We start from the raw sequence: 21302 nt of genomic DNA, 5'->3' as shown, positions 1-21302 counted from the left end.
ATCAACCCGCAACGGTCGTCTGATTGTGCCCTGGTTCCAGCTTCACTCTACAAGAACCGAGCTTGTTCGGTGTGGACAGATAAGGAGTCAATTCTGAGTCTGAATGGCAAGACTTACACTTGCATCTGACCGAGAGTTCAGCCTTTACTGACAGTAATCTGCTGTCGGGCTGGGTTAGTTATTTACGGACTGGTTACCGTGATTCACTAACCAACGAATCGCACTAACTCTGCTGCCGGAATAGCCATAGATTTTAAAAGTGTAAGTTAAGCAGTAGTCTTTGGATGTTCCCGGCGTAACTGCCCACGGTAGGCTCCCAGCGTAACCGCCCACGCCCAGGCGATCGCTTCGCTGTTCGTAAGTTGGACAGTGAGTTGACCTGCGCTTTGTTTGCCTGTATCGACACAATGCATTCATCTGACTAAGCAACAAGAGTGATTCCCACAGATGCAAATATATAACAAGCGAACAAAAAACCCCAACCTCAGCAAAAGGTTTGGGGAATAAATTTTTTCATATAGTTACATCTTCATCATGGCACAACTTCATATTCTTTCAACTACTGTTCAGGCAGAGGTGGATTGGTGAACAAACTACCTCGCAAAAGCAAAAAAGCCACCATCTCTGCATCCAACGACGGCACACCACTAGATAACCAAGACCTTGAAGAAAACCCAGCTACAGCCACAATTAGCGTGACATCTGTCGAAGTGCGGGAGTTGACTAAGGATGAACAAAGCGATCGCTTACACCTGGAACGACAAGTAGAAAAAGCATTTTACCTTGCAGGGAAGGCGTTGGTGGAATTACGAGACAGAAAGCTTTATCGTAGCACGCACAAAACCTTTGAGGACTACTGTCGAGAGCGTTTTGGTTTTGAGCGTCGTTATCCGTACAGGTTAATGGAAAGTACGGTAGTCGTAGATAATCTCATGAAAATGTGTCCTAATAGGACACAAAATGATTCAGGAGCGGACACATCTACCCCAGACTCTAGTGAAGGACAAGTTTTACCAATCAACGAATATCAGCTACGACCTTTGATTCCGTTAGAGCCGGAAGTTCAAATAGAAGCGTGGAAGCAGGCAGTGGAGCAGGCGGGTGGTAAAGTCCCGAGTGGTAGAATTGTCAAAGATGTTGTGCAACGCATTATTGAGAGAACGAAAATACCAAACACCTACCAAATTGGCGAAGTGTGCCAAATCCTTGCTCTTGACAACCCGGAACTCAGGGGTAAGGGTGGGTGTTGGGGCATCGTTAGTCATGTCGGCGAATTCAGCTGTACTGTAAGAACTTGGGATGGCGAATACACGGTGTCTTTACAACACCTGAAGCCCTTCAACTACTTACCTGCTGAGTGTGAGCAGATGCGACAGGTTTGCGATCGCATTGAGCGAATATATTCCGACTTGCTGGAGGAGACAGTCAAAAATCTGTTGCAGTCGTTGGGGAAACTGAATCGACCTTATCTAACGGCTGTGGAAGAGAAGCTGTTGGGTTTGATTGAGCGTGAATATGGTGTTACAGACTGAAGTACTATGCTCAACGCCCTACGGCATCAAAGGTTTGGGCAGGCATGTATACCTACCAGGTATAAAATCCGAGTTTGTTAGGTACTCTATAAAATCTTCCTGTGCGATGCCCTCGTGACAGTTCATTCTGTGCCTTGACTTTTACCTGTTTAAAATCAGCCGCATCAAGTTTTCCATAAATTCCATTGATAATTTCATCAATATGGAAAGGCTTGGGAGCATTCTCTTCTAAAAAAGCAGATAGTGCATCAATTAAAAACTGACCCTGAAATTCTTCAAGCATCGGTATGTCTTTGGGCTGTGCTGGTAAAACTTGTTTATGATTTCTGCCCTTTGCTGTGGTAGATGAATTTTTCGTCTGATTTTTGGGTACTTAGTTAAAGAGAGAGTATAGTATCCGGGTTTTCCAGGGACGGTGAACCATTTATTGCTTTCCAAGCCATGAGTAAGGAGTTAAACTGAAAGAGAGTTCCTAATTAGCTTTCTTCCACTCATCAAATGATTGACAAGCTTTCCCTGTAGGAATTAGTCCATTGGAAGATACACCAAAATTTGTAAGAGTTGCATTTTCTATTTGTGCATTTGCGACAGCATCTCGCAATATATTCTCTTTTTCCTGTTTTGGCACGATTTCTATTTTCGCATCTTTAGGTTGAGGATTACTGCCTTTCTTTAGTGGAAATTCTCTGACAACATATAATTGCTCTTGTTTAGCAGTACCTGATGCAAGACATCCCCTAGATTTGACAAAAAGAGTTGAGTCCGATGAAATATCAGCAAAGAAGCTAGGCTTAGTGATAAACTTTATTTCTCCAGCAGGGCCCCATACATAAATGGGTGTTTGGAAACCTTGAGTAGGAATATCTTTAGTTTCATCACAGCCCAAATTTATTTTTCTATTTAAATCTACGCCAGCATTCCCACAAACTTTCCAAGTTACTTTGTATAAATCAGGCGTATTCTCGACAAACTGTTTGAACTTTTGCTCTCGCTCTGCTTCTACTGCTTTTTGAGCATAAGCAGCTTTTTGTTCTGGTGATTGGCATGAAGACACTCCCAAACTTAACAGTAAAGCAAGTACATAAATCTGGTTTTTGTTAAGATTGAATCTCATAAAAGCACACCTAATTTCGCACAATTTTTTGTCAATATTTTAACAGATAAATAAGGTTAAAAATGAATTTGTTAAATATATTTATTTATGTATAGATAAATATGGTAAATATTAAATACGAAAAATAGTTGAGATTTAAATATTAATATAAATTACAATTTTCTGATAATATAGCGTTGATTTTAAGTAATATTGCTCACTCAGACAATGCGGATAAATTAAGAGAGAATGGCATATTGTAGTCAGAAAGCAAGAGGTAAAAGTACTGTATTTTTCAATACTTTTGTCTGTGGAAACAATTTTTTACAACTTTTATTATCAGGATGACCAACAAATAAAAAAACTGATGAATACTGCGCTGATAGAGCAAGTATTTGACCTGATAAAACTAAACAATCCTTTGATTGCGATAGAATCTCCACTGCAAGAAAGGGCAAGACTACTGAAAAGCATTGCTAGGGAATGTCAACAAAAGCACGTTTTATGCTATCTGTGGACACTATCAGACGATCAATTACATCAGTTAGAGGTTAATGGGCAGGACTTGATTTTACAACAAGTACTAGAGTATCAGCCGATGACCAAAAATAAACGCGAAGATTACTTTGAGATCCTGCGATTTTGGAAAGCTACTGAAAAAGAAGGCATTTTAATATTAGAGGGGATATTTCCTTGGTTGGGAGACTCAACTACTGACCCAGATTTTTTCTTAACCGCCGAATGGATTAAGTCTGCCCTTATAAATCTGAAACTTGACAACCGGAACTCAAATAAAACAGCTATCCTGTTGGGGCCAAACGCCAGTCTTTCATCTAAAATTACCGCATTTGTGCCGACGATTACACAAGAACTGCCAACAGTTGAAGAAATCAGCAATTATCTACAAGGGATATTGCCAAAAAACTATAGTGAAAAGGAAATTCATGAGATGGCCCTTGCTGCTGTGGGGATGTATTTAGCAGATATTGAGTATGGGATTAGTTGGGCTACAGCTTTTTGTACCAAAGCCCAAGAACTGACAAAAAAACTTTCTCTTTACAAAACTGACCTGCTCAGGCGAGTTTACAATATTGAGTTTCTCCAGCCCCCAGCAATTGAAGTTGGCGGACTGGACTTGATGCAGGAATCTTTTAAGACATATAAGCGCTTATTAACGCCGTTAGCTAAAGCATATAATCTTCGGCTACCCAAAGGTATTTTATTGATTGGGCCCCCAGGCACAGGTAAATCTCATTCAGCGAAAGCTTGCTCCCAGCGATTGGGGATTCCGATGATCGTTTTAGAGTGGGGCAGTTTTCGTAGTTACGGCAACATGGCGGAGTACAAGCTAAAAAACTTGCTGGCACTAGTAGACAGGATTAACCGTGTAATTCTATACCTAGACGACTTTGACAAGGGATTTACTCTCAATGATGATTTGTCCCGAAGACTAGCAGGGATGTTGTTAACCTGGATGCAGGAAAGAAAGAGTGATGTATTAATTATTGCTTCTGCCAACAACATTGAATGGCTACCACCAGAACTGACTAGAAGCGGGAGATTTGACGACATTTTTAAGGTGGATTTACCCAATAATGGGGAACGACACTCGATTTTTAAAATTCATCTCGCTAGATTTGATTATCGGTTCCGTGATAGAGATGGGTTCAGCGATGAAGAATGGCGTAGACTGCTCAAAGCGACCCATCGCTGTGTGGGTGCGGAAATCCAAGCAATTGTGGAAAGGGCGGCTATCTCTACTTTTTGCCTGATGTTCACAGACGATGTTCCACCTATGGGTGAACTGCCGCCGCTAGAAATTAGACTTGAAGCATTATTGTCAGCGAGAAATAATATGAATCCTCTGGCAATCCGGGAAGCTGAACGGATTGAGGGTATGCGAAACAAAGCTGATTTACAAGGTTTACCGTCCAGTCCCCTTGACTCAAGTATATATAGTGCCGGCAATGTCAATATTTTTGGTTAAATTATGCAATTAGTCAAAATTCCCACAACAATCGACTTATATGCTGCGGCTTACAAACTGTTAAATATTCTTGGCCCAATTGCGGGAATATCAATAATTGTCGCTTCATCAACTATCGCCTACTTGCAAACTCGTCCCCAGCATTTACCCACAAAGCAGATGCTCACCTACAATCAGCGGACATTCAAGTTGGAAGTAGCCACCACACCTGTTGAATTAGAGAAGGGGCTGAAGTTTCGCAATCATTTGCCCGGCGATCGCGGGATGTTGTTTAATTTGGGCAAGGAATACAAAAATGTCCCCTTTTGGATGGAGCAAGTAAAAATCCCCCTAGACATCATTTTCATCAAGGATAGTATGGTGACGACGGTAATTTACAACGCTCCACCCTGTGCAAAAAATCCTTGTCCAATTTACAAGGGTAGTGTTGCTACTCAGGTTTTAGAACTGCCCTCTGGTACTGTTAAAATTCAAATCGGCGACAAGCTCAACATCCAGCCGTTATCGGTTCCATACTGACCAAGCCCCGTTGGAGCGGTTATGAATTCACCGCAAACGAGTCGCACTACCCCCCAATACGGTTCGGTGAAAGGTATTGGTATTGGTTTTGGATACATCCTTTACCCAATACCTGCAAACCCATTCCCCAGACCACAAGGAAAGTAAAAATGCTTATCTGAACCGTATTCGCACCACCCCACACCCTCCTGCTTGACGAGAAAACCAATAAAGGGAAAAAAGTCAATAGGCTATCTGGCGCTTATTTTTCTAATTTTTCTTAATGAATACAAAATTGTATACCTATATAATTTAAAATACTGATAATAAACAGCTATAACATCTATATAAGCAGTCTAGTTGCTATCTTTACTGTGAAATAGATTGTATTAAATATTCTATGTAAGCAAAGGTACGGTTTTTTTTAGTACTTTAGTTTGTAGGTTTTGTGGGTGAAAACTCGAATAATATGCGTATCGTTTTAGGAGAACGAAATGCATACTTACCGCAACGAGACTGAAAGGTTTGTTAATACCGATACTGCTGCTGTACTGGCTTCAGGAAAAAAGAACAGCACGATAACAAATAGCACACTAGTGCTAATGGGAACGACGGGTGCGGCAATGATTGTGTCGATGTCAGTCCATAACATCCTCTTAGGTGGATTGATGATTGCTACGGCGATCGGTATAGCACTACCAAAGCAATCTCAAGCTCTGTTGACTAATTTTGAGCAGATACAACGCAAGTATGGAGTCAATCTTTATGCGGTGTTGTTTACGATTTTGACAGTTGTTTGTCTACTTGACTTTGCAGCAGCCCCAGCCGATGCACAGTTTTTTAACAATGCTCAAACCTGGATGACTAATACTTTTGGCAATGCTGGGAATGGTCAAACACAAGCAGTTGTAGAATTGTTCTTCAACGTATTAAGAGGTCTGTTCCTACTCTATGTAGGCATCAGCTTGGTAAGAATTGCTCAAGCAGCCCGAAATGACGAAGATTGGCAAACATTAGCCAGAACTCCATTAATTATTGTCCTTTCAGTTTTTGTAGGAGATTTAGTTACTGGCTTAATTACTGGAGCTTAAATCAGTGAATAATTATCAGTTATCAGTGAAAGACTGATAACTGTTAAATGCAAGATCCATTTGGTTAGAGCATTTCTTGAATAAGAGAAATTGCCCAGATTCAAGAAATGCTTCATCTCAACAAGTAGTTAAAAAAATGAGAAATGAAAATAAATTTCGGACTGTAAATAGGATCTTAGGAGACAGACCCAGATTGGGGCCATTTCCCGCCGACCAGATTTTTCCTTGGTCAGTAATAGCAGTATTAAATGTATTTATTGTTGATTACACATTCAAAGCTGGATGGTTAGCAACTGGATTAAGTATTGCTTGGGGATGGGCTACTTGGTGGGTAGTTTCTACAAATAAAGATTTTTTTGGGAAATTTGTCGGTGTGCCTCGTTTAAGCAGAGGTTATATGCCTTTTAAAACCTTAAACAATAACACAGGGTTCAGAGATCAGAAGCCAGGATTAAGGAAGTAGGTTGAACTACATAATTAGTGCGCCCATCATGACACCTCAGAAACAATCCAAATATCCAGATAAATTAGGTAAGAAAGCATTAGAAAAGGAGCAGATTGAGTTTGCTAAAGTCTTGACTCCCTTTGAGGATATTATTCATTTGGCGGGGATCTGTAACTTGAACTTAGGCGGCAGAAGAGGCATAGGTGCATTGATCCTCAAAATAGGTGAATCGATTCAAATTAAATTTTGTTTTGATTGCTCAGGGATTCATCCGAATTTAGGCAGCGAACAGATGTTACCAATGTTTGAGGGAATAGAAGCCGGACTCAAGGAAATCCCGGAGCAAGAATCATTGACCATACATTTTGGTTCATTCACTTCCGATTATGAACGACAGCAGGAACTCAAGTCCATTGAGAATAATTGCTCAATCGAGCAACTTAAACTTTTAATCCGTAGTGAAAGATTACGAATAAAAGCTTTAACCAAAAGTGGAACTAGGAAAAACAAATTCTTGAGGTTATGGTGTACTTATACTGTTACCTCTGATGATGAACGAAGCCAAGATTTGGTTGAATCTATCATTAGGAAATTAGAAAAAGTTTGGTATAATTTTACCGGAGAAATTCATTCAATTAACAACACCAAAATTGAAACCATTTTGCAAAATTCATTTAATGATGGTTTTCAATCATGGGAGAATTTACTTAATAATAAGATGAAATTGGGGATTAAAGCTTTGAGTGCTGAAGAACTCTGGACGGTAATCTGGCAGCAATTTAACCATTCATCACCAGCAGTAATCCCTAATCCCTTAAAAATAGATGAAGTAGGTGGACTAATCGAAACCCAAACAAGCGATTTTCACATCCGGCATCATCTATTAGAAAATGAGCAATCTATACCATTTTTAGATCGCAAATGGGTAAAAATCCAAGATAAATATATTGGAGCGTTGAATTTTAGTCAAAAGCCGGGAGGTTGGATAGATGAACAGGCACAATTAAGATATCTCTGGTCACTGATATCTCGTGATAGTATTTTCGATACTGAAATCTTTTGTCAGGTGACAAAAGCTAACCAAGGAATCACGAAAACCAACCTCCAAAGACTAACTAAACAGTCGATTACTTCTACGACATTATCCAGTGATAAAGGTAATATTGATGTCAAGGCGGGACTGAATATTGAGTCAGCAGTAGAAGCCCAAAAGACGATTTATAAAGGAAATGTTGTCGTACACACGGCTGTAGTTTTTCTAGTACATCGTCAATCAACACGCTCTTTAGATGAAGCTTGCCGTTACCTTGCGAGTTACTTCTTGCGTCCGGCGGCAGTTGACCGGGAGATAGAATACGCCTGGAAGACATGGTTGCAGTGTTGTCCATTTGTTTGGGAACCACTGTTAACCAAGCCTTTTAACCGCAGACTGCCATATTTTAGTTCGGAAGCACCAGGGCTGATGCCTTTAATTCGCACAGCCACAGGAGATCGGACTGGGTTTGAGTTAATTGCAGAAGAGGGGGGAACACCTGTATATCTAGACTTGTACCAAAATCACAAGAATCTAGCTGTTTTCGGTGCAACTCGTTTAGATCCCACCCAAGAAAATTAACGAGGAGAGGAAACTCTTAACATCTTGCTGATTCCTTATCATCAATTCACCCTTATCCTATGCTTTCAAAAAATTACTTATTCGCTCAATCTCAATTTGCTGGTGCAGATTTATTAGAACAAGCAAGTAAGACAGGAGATTTTATTGCTCAAGGTTTTAATCAGACTTGGGAAGAAACTATCACAGGTGATTTATACGCTGCTATGTGCAAAATCGGTATATTGTTCGCCGTTGCGACATTTGTCTTTTTCATGGTTGAGTGGACAAAGAAAATGCTCTCAGGCGATGAACAACGTGCATATACAGATTTTATCTGGGTGTTAATAGTTATAGTACTCTTAGCAAATAATGGCAAAGCTTTAGGGTCAGGTACTCTCGGAATCAGAAATTACATAAATAATACAAACCAATATATACTAACACGTACAGCAAGAGGTGTTGACTTAAGGGCTGCATATCAAAAAGCCTTGGGTGTACAAGCGGTGCGTGAGGCTATTGGTAAAGAAATAGAAAATTGCAAAACCTCGTCTCTGAGTCCAGAAGAATCTGTTAAATGTCTGTCGGATGCTAAAGATAGACTTCAACAAGACTATCCGAGTTATTTTACTGGTGAAAGTGGCCCGTTTTCATGGGTCATTCAAAAAATAGACAGAATTATTCAAGCTCCAATAGAGGCAATTAAAGGTGGGGCTAATCCTATACAAATAATACTTTCTCCTTTCAGCGCTTATATTGGTTCTTCGGTCATCGAAATTGTTTCCATTGTATTGATTGGCTTAAACGGAGCTTACCAATGGGCAATTGAACTAACGATGTTGTTAACAGCACTTCTCGGCCCTTTAGCTGTAGGTGGTTCTTTATTACCTTATGGTGGAAAAGCAATTTTTACTTGGCTTACGGGTTATTTCGCTGTAGGAATGGCAAAACTTTGTTTCAACGTAATGGCCGGGTTAGCCGGACAATTGATTGCTACCTCTAGAGCAGATCAACCTTTATTCTTTCTTTTTACAATTGGGATTTTTGCTCCTTTCTTAGCAACTGGATTAGCTGCTGGTGGTGGTTTAGCTGTACTTCAACAAATCAACAAAGCGGCTGAAACCTATAGCACAATTGCTATTGATGCTACGAAAGCTATAACAACATCTGGTGGCAGTTTGGTATCAAAATTCAGTAAATAGAGGTAATAGCTATATTAAGAGTTCTCTATCCCCTGTTAAGAGTTCCCTGTTCACCAAGAATCAAACAATGTTTAATATAAAGAATGGTACAAAGGCAAAACCAGAGCCGTTACAGCTTCTGCAATATAACAAATCTGTCCCAACTAGAATCGGAATAATTTCACTGGCTGGATTTTCGATGGCTTTGTTCTCTTTATTACTACAAATCCTTAATTATGGGGCAGTCAGTAGTTTAGGTAAAAAGCAGTTAGCGCTAGTACAATTGTCATCAGGAGAATCAGTCGTTGCCCAAGCAGTAGAGCCGAATAAACGCTCAGATGAAGTTATTAAAAAGTTTATTTCTAACACATTTATCAAGATGTTTAACTGGGATGGACTTGTTCAAACTTTTAATGAAAAAGGAGAACCCATTACTAAACAAGATACTGGCATAGATGTAGGTAGAACTGAACGCTCTAATGGCAGAGTAACTACTTCTTCTTATGAAGCTGCATTTGCAATCAGTGATAATCAAGATTTTCGGACAGCATTTTTGCGTAAGCTAGCTCAAATGACCCCAGCAGGGGTATTTAACGGTGATACACAAGTCTCTTTAATTCCCCGCTTCATTTCATCACCTCGCAAAATTAAGTCTGGTAAATGGTCAATAGATTTAGTAGCTACTCTCGTTACTTTTACAAAAGTTGATAATGCAGGCAAAGGTATATCTTTTAACAAAACTATTACTGTAGAAGCCATAAGTACACCGCAAAACATTCCCAATGATACTACTGCTCTAGCAAATAAAATATATCAAGTCAGGCAACCTGGATTAGAAATTACGCAAATCATTGATTTAAATTTGGCTAACAGACAATGACAAATACTCATATTAATAGTTCATCAACTGTAGATGATTTTCTCCAAATAGATGATGACTTAAAATCTTCAGCAATGAGTTCAGATTCCAGCCCAAGGGAAATTACGTCAGAGCGAGAATTAGATAATCCATCAGTCACAACTAAACATACAGTAATTACTTCTCCCTGGTCAAGATTGTTGGTCATAGCACTCCCTTTTGGATTGACCTTCCTAGCTATATTTTGGCTGCTGAATGGAATTTTTAATCCTGATAACCGCGATACTACTAAAACTATTGAAGAACCAAAGTCTTCAGGAACTAAAGAACAAGTTGAGCAAACAGATGGGGATGTTTACGCTAAGTTAGCGCTGAATCAGCAAGAAGATGAATTAAATAAGATTAATCAGAGTAAGCAGGAAGTTAAAATTAATAATAAACCTGTCAGTATTGCAGCTTCACCACCAACACCTGTTGCACAAACACAAAGTTATAGCCCTAGACGATATTACGTTCCGAGTAGAACTAACCCGACTATTTCATCACCACCTCGTAATCAAACGTTGCCAAGAATTAGTAATCCTGTTAGGACTGTTACGCCGAAAACAGAAACGCCAACAGACGTGATAGCTGAATTTAATCGACTTCGCAGCTTAGGATCTTACGGAAAAATCGCTTATACACCTACTTCAAATAACCAGCAGATATCAGCAGAGGCAACATCCTTTCAAACGCCGAATACAACACGAATTCAAGTACAGCCACCCAATAGTGCTTATACAACACAGCAAACACGCCCTAACTTTTTCAACAGTACACCCACAGAAATTGAGAAAATTCGCCCTCGTTGGTCAGCCAATTCTAAATCTGATAAACAAATAGCAGATGGTAATTACTTGCCTCAAGAAAACCAAATTCTGCAACAGCGTAAAACTCGCTATTTAGTTGTTGGGGAATTTGCAAATGGTGTTTTAGTGACTTCAGTCGTCAAGCTGCAAAGCGAAAATCGCTTCCAACAACAGCAAAATCCAGATGATAGTAAACGCTATGTTGCTAGATTAACGGCTGATTTGCATGACAACTATGGAAATGTGGCAATTCATAAAGGCACTTTATTAGCCGTTGAACCCCTACACGTTAATGGTGGCTCTTATGTAAGTGTGCAAGTCACCAGCATTATCAAAGATAACACTGAGTACCCAATTAGTAGCGGTGCAATTTCTGTATTAGGGGAAGGCGGGAAACCGTTGTTAGCTAAACAGTTCCAAGATAAGAAAGGGGGAGGTTCTGACTTGACTGTGGGATTAGTCAGTGGTTTGGGCCAAGTAGGAACAATCCTGAATCAATCTGATTCCAGTAGTAGTGTAGTTAATTCTGCTACAGGGACATTTAGCTCTAGCACGACTTCAAACAGCCAGCGCAATATTGGCGGGGCATTCTTACAAGGTGCTTTTGGCAAGCTTAGTGACATCATTGCTCGTCGTGCAGAAACTTCTAACCAAGAAATGACCGCTCGTCCCAATATTTGGTATATCCCACAAGGGACGAAGATTACGTTTTTGGTGAATCGTTCTCTGGAGTTGCCGTGAAGAAGTTAAAACTCGTGACAGCGTTCCAGCTTGGGGTTGCTGCTTTTTTGGCAATGTGTCTAGTTCCAGTCAAAACCCATGCTCAAAGCACAGTCCGCACTATAAAGCAATCTCAGGTTAGTGGCAGTACTGCCAAGCTGCAAAAAATTCAGGTCTGGAATGGCTCAGGCGTATCAATTTCATTTTATGAAATCAATGAAATGGTAAAGCGGGTGTGGATTGACGATCCCTCCCAAGTTCTGATTGACACTGATGGTTGTTTAGAGGGAATCGACCAGAACTGTCAAAACAGTACTGCTGGATTACTTCACTTACGCCGGATTAAAAAGGTTACAGTTCCAGGACTGCCGCAAACTAGTGCAACTTTGCTTACAGTGATTACTCAAACTGCTTCTGGCTCACGCAAAGTTTACCATTTTCAAGTTACCCCATCTAATTCCCGTCCTGAATACAGTCAAGTGTCAATTATCTCGGATAAACCATCTTCAACAGCTACTCGACCCTTATTATCACCCCTAGTACAAACTATCAACACCACAAAACAAATCAGGGCAGGGATGAGCGTAGCGATTAGTAATGGTTTGCTCTCCTCATCTGATGAACTCCACAATCGGATTGAGCAATTCTTGACTCATTTTCAAGCTGGAGAGCAAATGCCTGCTGCTGCTCTTCAAGCTGGTGTCTCACTTAATTTAGTTAACAAATTAATCGAGCTTGGACAAATATGAAATCATCAAAGCGTTCGCCCCAAATTAGTTTTGACACGATTCGCTATTTAATATTGTTTGGATTGCTCGGAGGATTGTTTATTCACAGTTTTTGGAGCTATGGAATTATGAATCAGGTAATTGGATTTATACTGCCCAAAGCCTCAGCACAAGTCCCATTTGTCAGTAGCAATAATGGCTTGACTCCAGACTGGTCAAAAATGACGTTTCAAGACATGATTGTATCTGAATCTGGTCATGTTACTTACCCAACTGACCGAGGTAATCAGACTAGAACTTGGCAAGCTGGACAAAGTATTGGCGATTTTATGGAGCTTGGGGATTTTGAAGATGCCAATCTCAATATTGAAAAGCTTACTCTAAGAGCGATCTCTCAGGCATTAGCTATTGATTTAGATGGTTTAAAGCTTGATGATTTTGGAATCATCAAAACTCAAACCCTTAGCGATTTAGTCAAAGCTATACCTTTCCCTTATCAATCAAAGGTAAACAGATGATTATCTTCGGACTAGACAGAGAACGTCGGGACGCAGTTAGCCCTTTGCTCACCAGCATTTTACACATGACAATTGCTCGGAACATTGCTAAAAAGCGTCTTGATCCTCTTATAGTTGCACTTGATGAACTGCCTTCTGTTTACTTACCAGACTTATTCAAATGGCTGAACGAATCACGCTCTGAGGGGTTCTGCGGTATCCTGGGCTGGCAGAATATGGGGCAGCTTGAGAAAAATTATGGAAAGGAAGTTGCTAAGACTATTCTTGGGGCTTGCGGGACTAAGTTTGTTTTCAATCCTGGTGAAAATGAGTCTGCACAATTATTCTCCAGTTTCTTGGGCGACGAGGAAATCAAGTACAAGCATAAAAGCCGTTCTACAGGCGGGGGAAAAGCAAACACTACTACTAGTGAGCAGGAAAAAACTAAAAAACTCTTTGAGTCAGCCCAGTTTTTGAAGTTGCCTCCAGGTAAATGTGTCTTCATTAACCCTGCTTATTCTAATAAAAATGAGGGGTCGGTTCCTTTGCTAAAATCTCTCAAAATACCTCAATCTATTCGAGATATTGAAGAATATAACCAGCAGCGATGGGCTAATATTGTCAGTCTTTTAGCTCGAAAAAGTACTCAAAAATTTCCAACTCAGCAAGACTTAGATATCCGAATTGCTAATATTAATAATCGTTTTCCCTTATCTCAAAATACTCCAGAAGTTTCTAAAAACTCTTTGCCTTTGGATATGTCTGAGGTTAGTTCATTGATTGATGTTGAATCAAATGTTTTTATTTAAAAGAGCCAGTAGCGAATTGTAGATGGGTATAAATCCTCCTTTTAATTACCCTTGTTAAAAGTTCCTTATTCCCTATTTCCCTTTCATTGAGAACTTTTCCTTATGCGAATGATTATTGAAGAATCTGCTATTGAGAGTTTTAGCATCCTTGAAGAAATAGCATGGAATCGAAAGACTTGCTCAGTCAGCTTTCTAGATATTCATGCTGAGACTTCCGAAATCATTGCCAGTTTTCAAGCTCTCTCTTATCGAAGGCCAAAACTTAAAAAAGTTGGCATTTATACCATAATTACTTTAAAAAATCTTCATCAGCCTCTGACAGAAGCATCTTGCCAACAAATTTTAAATCAATATGTTCATGGTATTGGTTGGGATGATTTACAGTCTATTAGCTTTTTGGAAATTATACCTGATTCTCTTCATCTGCATATTATCTTTAATCGCGTTACTCCGTCAGGTAAACTTATTGATTTAGCCTGCTTAGGAGCGAATTGGAAACAATATGAAGTCCTCCAAAGATGCTGTTCTCAGGCTGTGCAAAAATCTTGATCTCAATGGTATCAAGAAAACCTGAACTCATCGCCAGGAGTTGGCATGAAAATAACGGTATGAAGAAGAATTCAGAAGTCAAAATTCAGGAGTTAGAATCAAGACGTTCGCAGACTCACTATCAGTCGGGGATTCAGACCCGCGACTGAATTGTTGCACCACCAAATCCTAGATTTGGAGGGGATTTTAAACCCGTTTATTCAGACACGACGATCGTTCCTCGCTCTAAGCGTAGCTATGCCGCAGGCTTTACGCTGCGCTATCCAACAGTCGCACAGAATACCCAACTGAATTCTGGTTCCTGACTCCTGAATTCTATTTCGATAACGTTTGCAAACTCAAAAATTAACAACTAATAGTATTATGTTTGATGAACGACATTTACAATTGAGTTCTGCTTATGCGAAAAGCAGTGAATACTTTGCCAGAGCAGTGATAGCTCCTTATCTAAAATTTGTATTGGACTCGATAGGGTTAGCAATAGATGATGAAATAAATAAGAGATTGAAATTGTCAATTGGTCAAGAGACTTATGTCATGACTCCTGATGAAAATGGTGGTTGGAAATGGCAGAAATTTGACCCGCAAACCGAGGAATCTATTCAAGCAGAGTTTGAAGAATTTGAAAAATTATTAACAGAATTATTAACTCCGCTTTTACCATCTTCTGATGAATTTCCACTTTTACCACCGGATAATACAGATCCACTTTTGCCTGGCTCTAATACACCTCCTAAATTATCCCCCAGTGATTCACCTCCGATTTTACCGCCGTCTGGTACACCTCCATTTTTGCCCAATTCTGCTACACCCGTTGAACTAGTAGTTATACCAATCGTTCAAGAGGCTGACTCAACAATTTGGGCTGGCGTTGCAGAGGAGGCGGTAGGAGGAGTAGAGTTGCACTTAGAGAAAGAGAACGGTTCAACAGAACAATTTCTGGACAATAACCTTGTTTCATCCCCAAATCTGCACTTAGGGCATTCTCTAAGTGCAACGCCAGCAAAAAGCTCCCTGCCCCCTACCTCTTCTTCACGCATAGATCCAAACCACTGGCAAGAATTAGTCGAGGAAAGTGCGATCGCTCCAGAAATTGTCGAGCTTAATTTTAAGAGCTTACACTTAGACCCAATAGAACTTGAGCATGAAGCATGGGAATATCTCATGTACAGCAAGAATTTAGAACGTATTAATACCGGACGACTATCTACTGGAATGCTCAACAAATATTCTCACCTTGAGGATGGGGGCTGGTGGTGTAATGCTGGTGTAGATCCTCGTTCTTTTTCAGCAAACGAGCCGGGAGATAAACCCGATCAAAAAATATGGGGATGCTACAAACCTAATAATCCGAGAGAAAAAGCCGATAACAGAGGCAAGTTTATCAAATACGAACATCCCCCGAAAGTTGAATTAAGCATCTTCCTGTTGGATGTTCCCCAAGATATCGCTCAACAAATTTATTCTAAAGCTGGAGTTGAACCAAGTATTAGCGATCGCAAATCGGGGTTTTGGTACTGTGTGTGGAAACATAATGTTCCAGTCACACTCGCCGAAGGAGCCAAGAAGGCCGCTAGCCTATTGAGCCAAGGTGAAGCAGCAATTGGATTACCAGGGATTTATGCTGGCTATCGTAGTAAGGATGGGCTGGGGAATCAAATTGTGCCTATATTACATGATGAATTGGCAGTTTTTGCTACCCCAAACAGGGACATCAAAATTTGCTTTGACTATGAAACTCGGTATAAAACTAAGCGCAACATTGATATCGCTACATACCGTACTGGTCAACTTTTATCTGATGCTGGCGCTCAGGTCAGTATCGTTGAATTACCAGGCCCAGAAAAAGGTGTAGATGATTTGATTGTTGCACAGGGCGCGTCAGCTTTTAGGCAAGCGTTTATTGCATCTGTCCCCCTGAATGATTGGTGGGAGAAAAATCAGCCACCCGATTTACGCTTGACAGTCTTTCTGAAAAATGGTGAACAGATCCATCTTTATGAACAACTTGGTGATGGCACTGTTAATCTAAATCCGTCAAGAGAAAGTGTGGAAGAAGAACAGACAATTGCTCTTTTTGGAAAAACTCGTTCCAAGTTGTCAATCATACAACCAACAGACCTAATTACAACCCCAGAAAGTTCATCTCAAAATATAGGAGGGCAAGTAATAGATGCTGAAGTACTTGCCGATGAAAGTAAAGAAGAAGTTGCTCCTACTCAAAACGCTTCTCTACCTTTAAAGGAGGTATCGGTTCACTCCTTTGATTCTTGGGCAAGAAGAGAACAGGTTAAACAATACCAGCAGAATTTTTTCAGAAAGCGTTTAGAAGCTAGAGAAAATAAGGAAATTGCTTCTGTAGCTTATGCCCTTGTGAAGAATTATGGTGTTGAAAAAGATGGTAATTTAGTTTATCAAGCTGATGCTTTTACTATTATAAAATCCGGCAATAATTACAGTATTCATCGCCGCGCTGACGAAACCTCGGCACTAATGCAATTTTATGCCGATAAATGGGGAGCTATCACTCTGTCTGAGCAACCTAAAGATATGTTTCCAATCGAAAGGCAGGAGTTTTTGTTAGTTGCTGATTATCTCAAAAGTGGCAAACAACTACCTTCAGTCGATGAAGACCCCAGGAAGATTGCTAATACCCTTGGTTCACTCTCCCTTAATGGTACGCACACAATTTTAGAGAGCTTTAAAGCTTCTGAAATCTTGCAAATCCTCACTCAAACTCTAAAAAGGACTGGTTGTGATGATTTGGAGTTGGGCAATTACCGTATTCTCTACCAGAAAAGTCAACTTGATACTACATCTACTCTGCAACTTCTGAAAACTGAACATACGGGTGCTACAAGAGTTGCTGCCAGCTTTGAATTTAGCAGAACAGATTCAGGTATGACACATCAACTTAAGACTCTTGCTATTACTGAACAAGACATAGCTAAACTCAGATTACTTGCTCAAAAGTTGGATATTCAACGACCTGCTAAGGAAGCAACTGTCAATCCTCATGCTACCCGTGATATTGAAGTGCCTCTTCACCCGAAAATTGCTAAACTTTGGCAAGACTTAGAAAATAGGCAACAAAAAAGTAATTCTGTTCCTTACACAGCAGCACAGGTTGAACAAAATTTTCTTTCCCCGGACTCTACGTTTGACCTAGCTAGCAACTCTCAAGATATCAATCTGGAGCCAGCCAATACAGCAGTAGCTAAACCAATCAAAAAAATATCTACTTTTCAACATCAATTAAGCAAATCTGACATCGAGAGCATTCCTTTACCCCTTCATCCTCTGCTTGGTCAATACTGGCAAGAGCTAGAAGATAATCATCGATGGGCTGATATCGCAAAACAGGAAAATGCCGAATTTCGTTTAAAGATTCAATCCAATGGCAAACTCTCCATTGGCGAACAACGCGAACTTTATCATAAAATTCAGGTTCAAGCTCAGATTGAAATCCGCCAACAACAAAGAACCAATCTCGTACTTCCACCTTTAAGCGAAATTACTCATGATTTGCGACAACAAATAAATCAACAACCTGATTCACAACATCTTACTGATTCTTGTAACTCTATTCGTAATACTCTCTTGCCCGTTCACCCGTTAATTGCTAAACCTTGGCAAGATTTAGAAACTACTGGCTTATGGACGGGAGTCGCAGCACAAGGTAATTATCCATTACAAGAGAAACTTAGACATACTGGCAAACTTACCCTTGGTGAGCAACGTGAACTTTACCATAAACTTTTAATTCATAGTGTTGTTGAGCAATGCCGCAAAGGATTAAGTGATATTTCCCTTCCCCCACTAAACGAAATTATCCAAGATTTGATGTCTGCCCGTAGTGAAGTCATTCATAACACCTACACCCCAAAAGTTGAAGTGCATTCCCAAAAATCTCAACAATCACATCATAAGGCTCAATCTAATTCTGCTGAAAATGAACTGTAAACTACATTAGCTATGTATTCTAACCAATCATTTAATTCACTTCAAGAAACAGTCAGCAATATCAATCGTGACAGTGGCATTTCTAACAACATGATGGCTTACAGACTAGCACTCTTTCTGGAGAAACATCCACCATCGTTACAATCAACCACCACATTGGATGCATCTGAGCGAGAAAATCTCCAGTCAGAACTGAGAACAACCTTATCTCAAAATCTCCAAAATATTGAAAACTACAGGCAAAATCTCAAACAGAAATATTACACAGAGTATTTAAATAAATTTGCTGTAACTCAACAGTCATCTGTTGCATCTCAACCAGATAATTCAGCAAGAGTTGAAAACTTAATTGCTCAGAAGAAGAATACATTCCTCCAACAGATATTTGAATTGGGAGTGCAAAAATTACCTTTAGGTCAGAGGGTCAGCAAAGATGAAAGGGAGCAAGAAGCTCTTAGCAAGGAGGAAGACAACATAAATAAATCTAGAGAAAACAATGTCTCACCAGCTATTGATATTGCCGAAAAATCTCTTATTAAAGCAGTTATGAGAACTGTCATGACAATGGGCAAGGATACTGAACAAGGACGCATTTATGAAGGCATAGCCTACAGATTGCAACTGTTTATTAAAGAAGGAATGCAACTTCTCAGTGTTCACAGAAAAACTGGTAATCCCAAAACAGCTTTTACAGCCTATAAAGATGACTCTAATGAGTTTAAAATTACACAAAACAACCTTTCACACACAGAGACTAATCGACTCATTGCCTTTGATAAACAGCAAACAGCACAACAGCCCACATCTCAGTCTAATCATATTGATAAAGATAACAGCACTGAGCTTGGTGACTAAGCCCCTTTGGGGGCTGTGGGAGGTGTCGGGAGTTAGTCGAGTAAGCAATCATCTGGATGGGTAATCATTTTGACTAATTCACTAAGAGCTTGATTATAACGAGCGCAGAGTTCTCTTGCTTGTTTAGATGTTTAGATGTAAGGTACTGGCATTTCACCACAAACTTTAACCAAACTTCACCCCCCACACCTTCCACACCCATTTTTGACTAGCTAAAATAACCAGCCAATCTACCCAAGAAAAAACCACCAATCAATAAATAACGCTTTGTCCGCCGCTCTATTTTTGAGAAGGGGGCAATTATTGTTCCTAACATTATGTAAAAGCTCGCCTCCATTATATTGCTACTAAATCTGAGCGTTGCCGCAATCATCAAACCTATAAATATCAGCCATTCCACCATCAGTTCAATTTTATCCCAGAATTTTGGCTCGTATAAATAACGCATCTGATAATTCTCTATTTTTAGATAATCCACTTAATCTGATTTCATCATCTCCGAAAACTTTTTAGCTTTTACTTTGATTTTACCTAAATTCTAAACTTTTTTTAATATCGTACCACCATCAAGATTTACTTAAATAAATATGCTATAAATGTTTTATGTTCCTGTAATCGAAGTAATCAAGATGATTCGATTAGTAATTATTGAAAATGAAGCTCTAAGTCGGCTCGGAATTAAATCAGTTGTTAATCAAGAGCAAGACTTTGAAATGTGTGGGGAAGCTGATAACGGAACTGAAGGGATGAGGCTTGTTGAAGAACTTAAGCCTGATATTGTTTTGCTCGATATTGCTTTGCCAGATATTAGTGGTTTGGATCTCATCTATAACATTAAGACGAGGACGGATAGTAAAGTCATTGTTCTCACTTATCACTCTAGTCAAGATGTAGTTAATTGTGCCTTTCAAAATGGCGCTGATTCCTACATTCTTAAGAAGATGGATCTGCAATTAATTAAACACGCTATCAATACTACTTATCAGAATAGTTCTTTCATTGACCCAGAGATTGCTAAAAGATTTTTTAGAAACTTCGCTTCTGGCAACACAAAAATTAAGGGTAAAAGATACAGAGAAACCCTTACTGCTACAGAAGCCCAAATTCTCAACTTAATTGCCCGTGGTTTTTCTAATAAAGAGATCGCCGAAAAACTCTTTATTACAGTCAGTACAGTTAAGGGACACACCAGCCATCTTTTTTCCAAGTTAGGAGTTAGGGGTCGTGTTAACGCGATCATTATGGCTAGAGAACTTGGCTATTTAGAAACAGAAACCTCTAGAGTTAGTTGAGCTACTTTTTAGGTTTGGTTTTCTTAAGCTGAATCAAGCAATATCCTTGTAATCGGTTTTCTTGTTGACAGGCTGCTACGGCTGATTGGTTGGACAATAAAATCTTAATAATTGAGAATTGGAGCTATCAGCATCAAAGCCGATAAATCTTTGTCCTTTATCCAAATATGTTTGCACTAATCCCCTTGCAAAAGTAGACTTACCTACACCACCCTTATCTCCAGTTACTATCACTAATCTCTTTTTGGTTATTTGCTCAATTGATCCTTCGTTCGCCTTGTCTTCTGAACCATTATTCATAGGTTCGATACTATCAGTCACTTTCTTTCTCCTCATAATTATTAGTGGTCAAAAACTATAGGTTTAGGGGTGTAGGTGAATGGCACGCTTGATAACGTGAAACCTTGCCGTTAGCAGGTGTGGGAGGGAAAGAATCTATATTCTCCATACTCCCCAAATTAGTCCCCTGAGAAACATTCCAATATTTGAAAGTAAAATATTTCTAAATATCTTTGTTTGCTAAACTCTGCTAAATTATCCGTAATTGATTTGAAGGTTTGGAGAATTAAACCCTGCTCTATAATCTTCATTAGCTCATAATTGCTATTTAACTTTAAAGACTTATATATATAAAAATCTAATTCTTGAGCTATTAATAAATTCGGAGCTAACGCTACTAAGCTACTATACAGTTCTTCGTAATTTATAATTTCCGATAAAACTAGTTTTACCAATTCTAAATATTGCTGCCTGAAGGATAATTC

At 39.5% G+C, this 21302-nt stretch carries 21 protein-coding genes and 2 pseudogenes; 17 read left to right on the top strand and 6 right to left on the bottom strand.

Going from position 1 to position 21302, the window contains the following annotated elements:
* Window positions 1-174: 174 nt before the first annotated feature.
* The gene (locus ACFFAP_RS14985; protein ID WP_375511946.1) at window positions 175-432 is read right to left on the bottom strand and encodes a hypothetical protein; all 258 of its coding nucleotides are present in this window, start codon (window positions 430-432) and stop codon (window positions 175-177) included.
* 152 nt (window positions 433-584) lie between these two features.
* Here ACFFAP_RS14985 and ACFFAP_RS14980 point away from each other — a divergent pair, with 152 nt between their 5' ends.
* Complete coding sequence (locus ACFFAP_RS14980) at window positions 585-1532, top strand: hypothetical protein (RefSeq protein ID WP_375511945.1); 948 nt, start codon at window positions 585-587, stop codon at window positions 1530-1532.
* A 52-nt stretch (window positions 1533-1584) separates the two neighbouring features.
* Here the strand turns inward: ACFFAP_RS14980 and ACFFAP_RS14975 are convergent, their stop codons facing one another.
* Together ACFFAP_RS14975 and ACFFAP_RS14970 are read right to left on the bottom strand one after the other, a co-directional pair.
* Window positions 1585-1815 carry a hypothetical protein gene (locus ACFFAP_RS14975; protein ID WP_375511944.1) on the bottom strand — a complete coding sequence of 77 codons (231 nt, stop codon included), beginning with the start codon at window positions 1813-1815 and terminating at the stop codon, window positions 1585-1587.
* A 189-nt stretch (window positions 1816-2004) separates the two neighbouring features.
* Window positions 2005-2646: a hypothetical protein gene (locus tag ACFFAP_RS14970; RefSeq protein WP_375511943.1), complete on the bottom strand. Its 642-nt coding sequence runs from the start codon at window positions 2644-2646 to the stop codon at window positions 2005-2007.
* A 346-nt stretch (window positions 2647-2992) separates the two neighbouring features.
* Here ACFFAP_RS14970 and ACFFAP_RS14965 point away from each other — a divergent pair, with 346 nt between their 5' ends.
* The 15 genes and pseudogenes from ACFFAP_RS14965 (at window position 2993) to ACFFAP_RS14895 (ending at window position 19246) form a co-directional block, all read left to right on the top strand.
* On the top strand, window positions 2993-4612 hold the full coding sequence (locus ACFFAP_RS14965) for an ATP-binding protein (protein ID WP_375511942.1): 1620 nt from the start codon (window positions 2993-2995) through the stop codon (window positions 4610-4612).
* A gap of 3 nt (window positions 4613-4615) precedes the next feature.
* Window positions 4616-5131 carry a DUF192 domain-containing protein gene (locus ACFFAP_RS14960; protein ID WP_375511941.1) on the top strand — a complete coding sequence of 172 codons (516 nt, stop codon included), beginning with the start codon at window positions 4616-4618 and terminating at the stop codon, window positions 5129-5131.
* Window positions 5132-5152: 21 nt separating this feature from the next.
* The gene (locus ACFFAP_RS14955; RefSeq protein ID WP_375511940.1) at window positions 5153-5278 is read left to right on the top strand and encodes a hypothetical protein; all 126 of its coding nucleotides are present in this window, start codon (window positions 5153-5155) and stop codon (window positions 5276-5278) included.
* A 326-nt stretch (window positions 5279-5604) separates the two neighbouring features.
* A complete protein-coding gene (locus ACFFAP_RS14950) occupies window positions 5605-6201 on the top strand; it encodes a hypothetical protein (RefSeq protein ID WP_375511939.1) in 597 nt (198 codons plus the stop codon).
* Window positions 6202-6337: 136 nt separating this feature from the next.
* On the top strand, window positions 6338-6664 hold the full coding sequence (locus ACFFAP_RS14945; RefSeq protein WP_375511938.1) for a hypothetical protein: 327 nt from the start codon (window positions 6338-6340) through the stop codon (window positions 6662-6664).
* 28 nt (window positions 6665-6692) lie between these two features.
* Window positions 6693-8237, top strand: a pseudogene (locus ACFFAP_RS14940) (hypothetical protein); the annotation flags it as partial.
* Between the two features lie 83 nt (window positions 8238-8320).
* Window positions 8321-9439 carry a hypothetical protein gene (locus ACFFAP_RS14935; protein ID WP_375511937.1) on the top strand — a complete coding sequence of 373 codons (1119 nt, stop codon included), beginning with the start codon at window positions 8321-8323 and terminating at the stop codon, window positions 9437-9439.
* A 67-nt stretch (window positions 9440-9506) separates the two neighbouring features.
* Complete coding sequence (locus tag ACFFAP_RS14930; protein WP_375511936.1) at window positions 9507-10298, top strand: hypothetical protein; 792 nt, start codon at window positions 9507-9509, stop codon at window positions 10296-10298.
* Window positions 10295-11866 carry a TrbI/VirB10 family protein gene (locus ACFFAP_RS14925; protein WP_375511935.1) on the top strand — a complete coding sequence of 524 codons (1572 nt, stop codon included), beginning with the start codon at window positions 10295-10297 and terminating at the stop codon, window positions 11864-11866. The genes ACFFAP_RS14930 and ACFFAP_RS14925 overlap by 4 nt, the downstream gene beginning before the upstream one ends.
* A 14-nt stretch (window positions 11867-11880) precedes the next feature.
* On the top strand, window positions 11881-12594 hold the full coding sequence (locus ACFFAP_RS14920; RefSeq protein WP_375511934.1) for a hypothetical protein: 714 nt from the start codon (window positions 11881-11883) through the stop codon (window positions 12592-12594).
* Entirely contained in the window at window positions 12591-13091 is a 501-nt protein-coding gene (locus ACFFAP_RS14915; protein WP_375511933.1) for a hypothetical protein, read from the top strand. Before ACFFAP_RS14920 ends, ACFFAP_RS14915 begins: the two co-directional genes overlap by 4 nt.
* Window positions 13058-13879, top strand: a pseudogene (locus ACFFAP_RS14910) (type IV secretory system conjugative DNA transfer family protein); the annotation flags it as partial. The gene ACFFAP_RS14915 and the pseudogene ACFFAP_RS14910, both read left to right, overlap by 34 nt.
* A gap of 108 nt (window positions 13880-13987) precedes the next feature.
* A complete protein-coding gene (locus ACFFAP_RS14905; RefSeq protein WP_375511932.1) occupies window positions 13988-14428 on the top strand; it encodes a relaxase/mobilization nuclease domain-containing protein in 441 nt (146 codons plus the stop codon).
* 363 nt (window positions 14429-14791) lie between these two features.
* The gene (locus tag ACFFAP_RS14900) at window positions 14792-18391 is read left to right on the top strand and encodes a DUF3854 domain-containing protein (RefSeq protein ID WP_375511931.1); all 3600 of its coding nucleotides are present in this window, start codon (window positions 14792-14794) and stop codon (window positions 18389-18391) included.
* Window positions 18392-18403: 12 nt separating this feature from the next.
* Complete coding sequence (locus ACFFAP_RS14895; protein WP_375511930.1) at window positions 18404-19246, top strand: hypothetical protein; 843 nt, start codon at window positions 18404-18406, stop codon at window positions 19244-19246.
* A 208-nt stretch (window positions 19247-19454) separates the two neighbouring features.
* On the opposite strand, the gene ACFFAP_RS14890 is transcribed toward ACFFAP_RS14895, so the two are convergent.
* On the bottom strand, window positions 19455-19694 hold the full coding sequence (locus tag ACFFAP_RS14890; protein ID WP_375511929.1) for a hypothetical protein: 240 nt from the start codon (window positions 19692-19694) through the stop codon (window positions 19455-19457).
* Window positions 19695-19875: 181 nt separating this feature from the next.
* Between ACFFAP_RS14890 and ACFFAP_RS14885 the strand changes: the two genes are divergently transcribed.
* Window positions 19876-20538, top strand: coding sequence for a response regulator transcription factor (locus ACFFAP_RS14885; protein WP_190901242.1), 663 nt, complete (start codon window positions 19876-19878; stop codon window positions 20536-20538).
* A gap of 75 nt (window positions 20539-20613) precedes the next feature.
* Here ACFFAP_RS14885 and ACFFAP_RS14880 read toward each other — a convergent pair whose 3' ends face one another.
* Together ACFFAP_RS14880 and ACFFAP_RS14875 are read right to left on the bottom strand one after the other, a co-directional pair.
* The gene (locus ACFFAP_RS14880; RefSeq protein ID WP_375511928.1) at window positions 20614-20859 is read right to left on the bottom strand and encodes a hypothetical protein; all 246 of its coding nucleotides are present in this window, start codon (window positions 20857-20859) and stop codon (window positions 20614-20616) included.
* A gap of 137 nt (window positions 20860-20996) precedes the next feature.
* A partial coding sequence (locus tag ACFFAP_RS14875) for a hypothetical protein (protein WP_375511927.1) occupies window positions 20997-21302 on the bottom strand: 306 nt, incomplete at its 5' end.

Source organism: uncultured Nostoc sp. (assembly GCF_964245575.1).
In the GTDB taxonomy this organism is placed as follows: domain Bacteria; phylum Cyanobacteriota; class Cyanobacteriia; order Cyanobacteriales; family Nostocaceae; genus Nostoc.
Note: the sequence above shows the minus strand (reverse complement) of the source record. Positions and strands in the feature narration are given on the sequence as shown.

What these genes read in the sequence shown, in the direction of transcription:
- ACFFAP_RS14975 (WP_375511944.1), bottom strand. Translation starts at nt 1,815, where the DNA reads ATGCTTGAAGAATTTCAGGGTCAGTTTTTAATTGATGCACTATCTGCT.
- ACFFAP_RS14915 (WP_375511933.1), top strand. Translation starts at nt 12,591, where the DNA reads ATGAAATCATCAAAGCGTTCGCCCCAAATTAGTTTTGACACGATTCGC.
- ACFFAP_RS14945 (WP_375511938.1), top strand. Translation starts at nt 6,338, where the DNA reads ATGAGAAATGAAAATAAATTTCGGACTGTAAATAGGATCTTAGGAGAC.
- ACFFAP_RS14885 (WP_190901242.1), top strand. Translation starts at nt 19,876, where the DNA reads ATGATTCGATTAGTAATTATTGAAAATGAAGCTCTAAGTCGGCTCGGA.
- ACFFAP_RS14900 (WP_375511931.1), top strand. Translation starts at nt 14,792, where the DNA reads ATGTTTGATGAACGACATTTACAATTGAGTTCTGCTTATGCGAAAAGC.
- ACFFAP_RS14930 (WP_375511936.1), top strand. Translation starts at nt 9,507, where the DNA reads ATGTTTAATATAAAGAATGGTACAAAGGCAAAACCAGAGCCGTTACAG.
- ACFFAP_RS14905 (WP_375511932.1), top strand. Translation starts at nt 13,988, where the DNA reads ATGATTATTGAAGAATCTGCTATTGAGAGTTTTAGCATCCTTGAAGAA.
- ACFFAP_RS14925 (WP_375511935.1), top strand. Translation starts at nt 10,295, where the DNA reads ATGACAAATACTCATATTAATAGTTCATCAACTGTAGATGATTTTCTC.
- ACFFAP_RS14890 (WP_375511929.1), bottom strand. Translation starts at nt 19,694, where the DNA reads ATGCGTTATTTATACGAGCCAAAATTCTGGGATAAAATTGAACTGATG.
- ACFFAP_RS14965 (WP_375511942.1), top strand. Translation starts at nt 2,993, where the DNA reads ATGAATACTGCGCTGATAGAGCAAGTATTTGACCTGATAAAACTAAAC.
- ACFFAP_RS14935 (WP_375511937.1), top strand. Translation starts at nt 8,321, where the DNA reads ATGCTTTCAAAAAATTACTTATTCGCTCAATCTCAATTTGCTGGTGCA.
- ACFFAP_RS14960 (WP_375511941.1), top strand. Translation starts at nt 4,616, where the DNA reads ATGCAATTAGTCAAAATTCCCACAACAATCGACTTATATGCTGCGGCT.
- ACFFAP_RS14970 (WP_375511943.1), bottom strand. Translation starts at nt 2,646, where the DNA reads ATGAGATTCAATCTTAACAAAAACCAGATTTATGTACTTGCTTTACTG.
- ACFFAP_RS14955 (WP_375511940.1), top strand. Translation starts at nt 5,153, where the DNA reads ATGAATTCACCGCAAACGAGTCGCACTACCCCCCAATACGGTTCGGTG.
- ACFFAP_RS14895 (WP_375511930.1), top strand. Translation starts at nt 18,404, where the DNA reads ATGTATTCTAACCAATCATTTAATTCACTTCAAGAAACAGTCAGCAAT.
- ACFFAP_RS14950 (WP_375511939.1), top strand. Translation starts at nt 5,605, where the DNA reads ATGCATACTTACCGCAACGAGACTGAAAGGTTTGTTAATACCGATACT.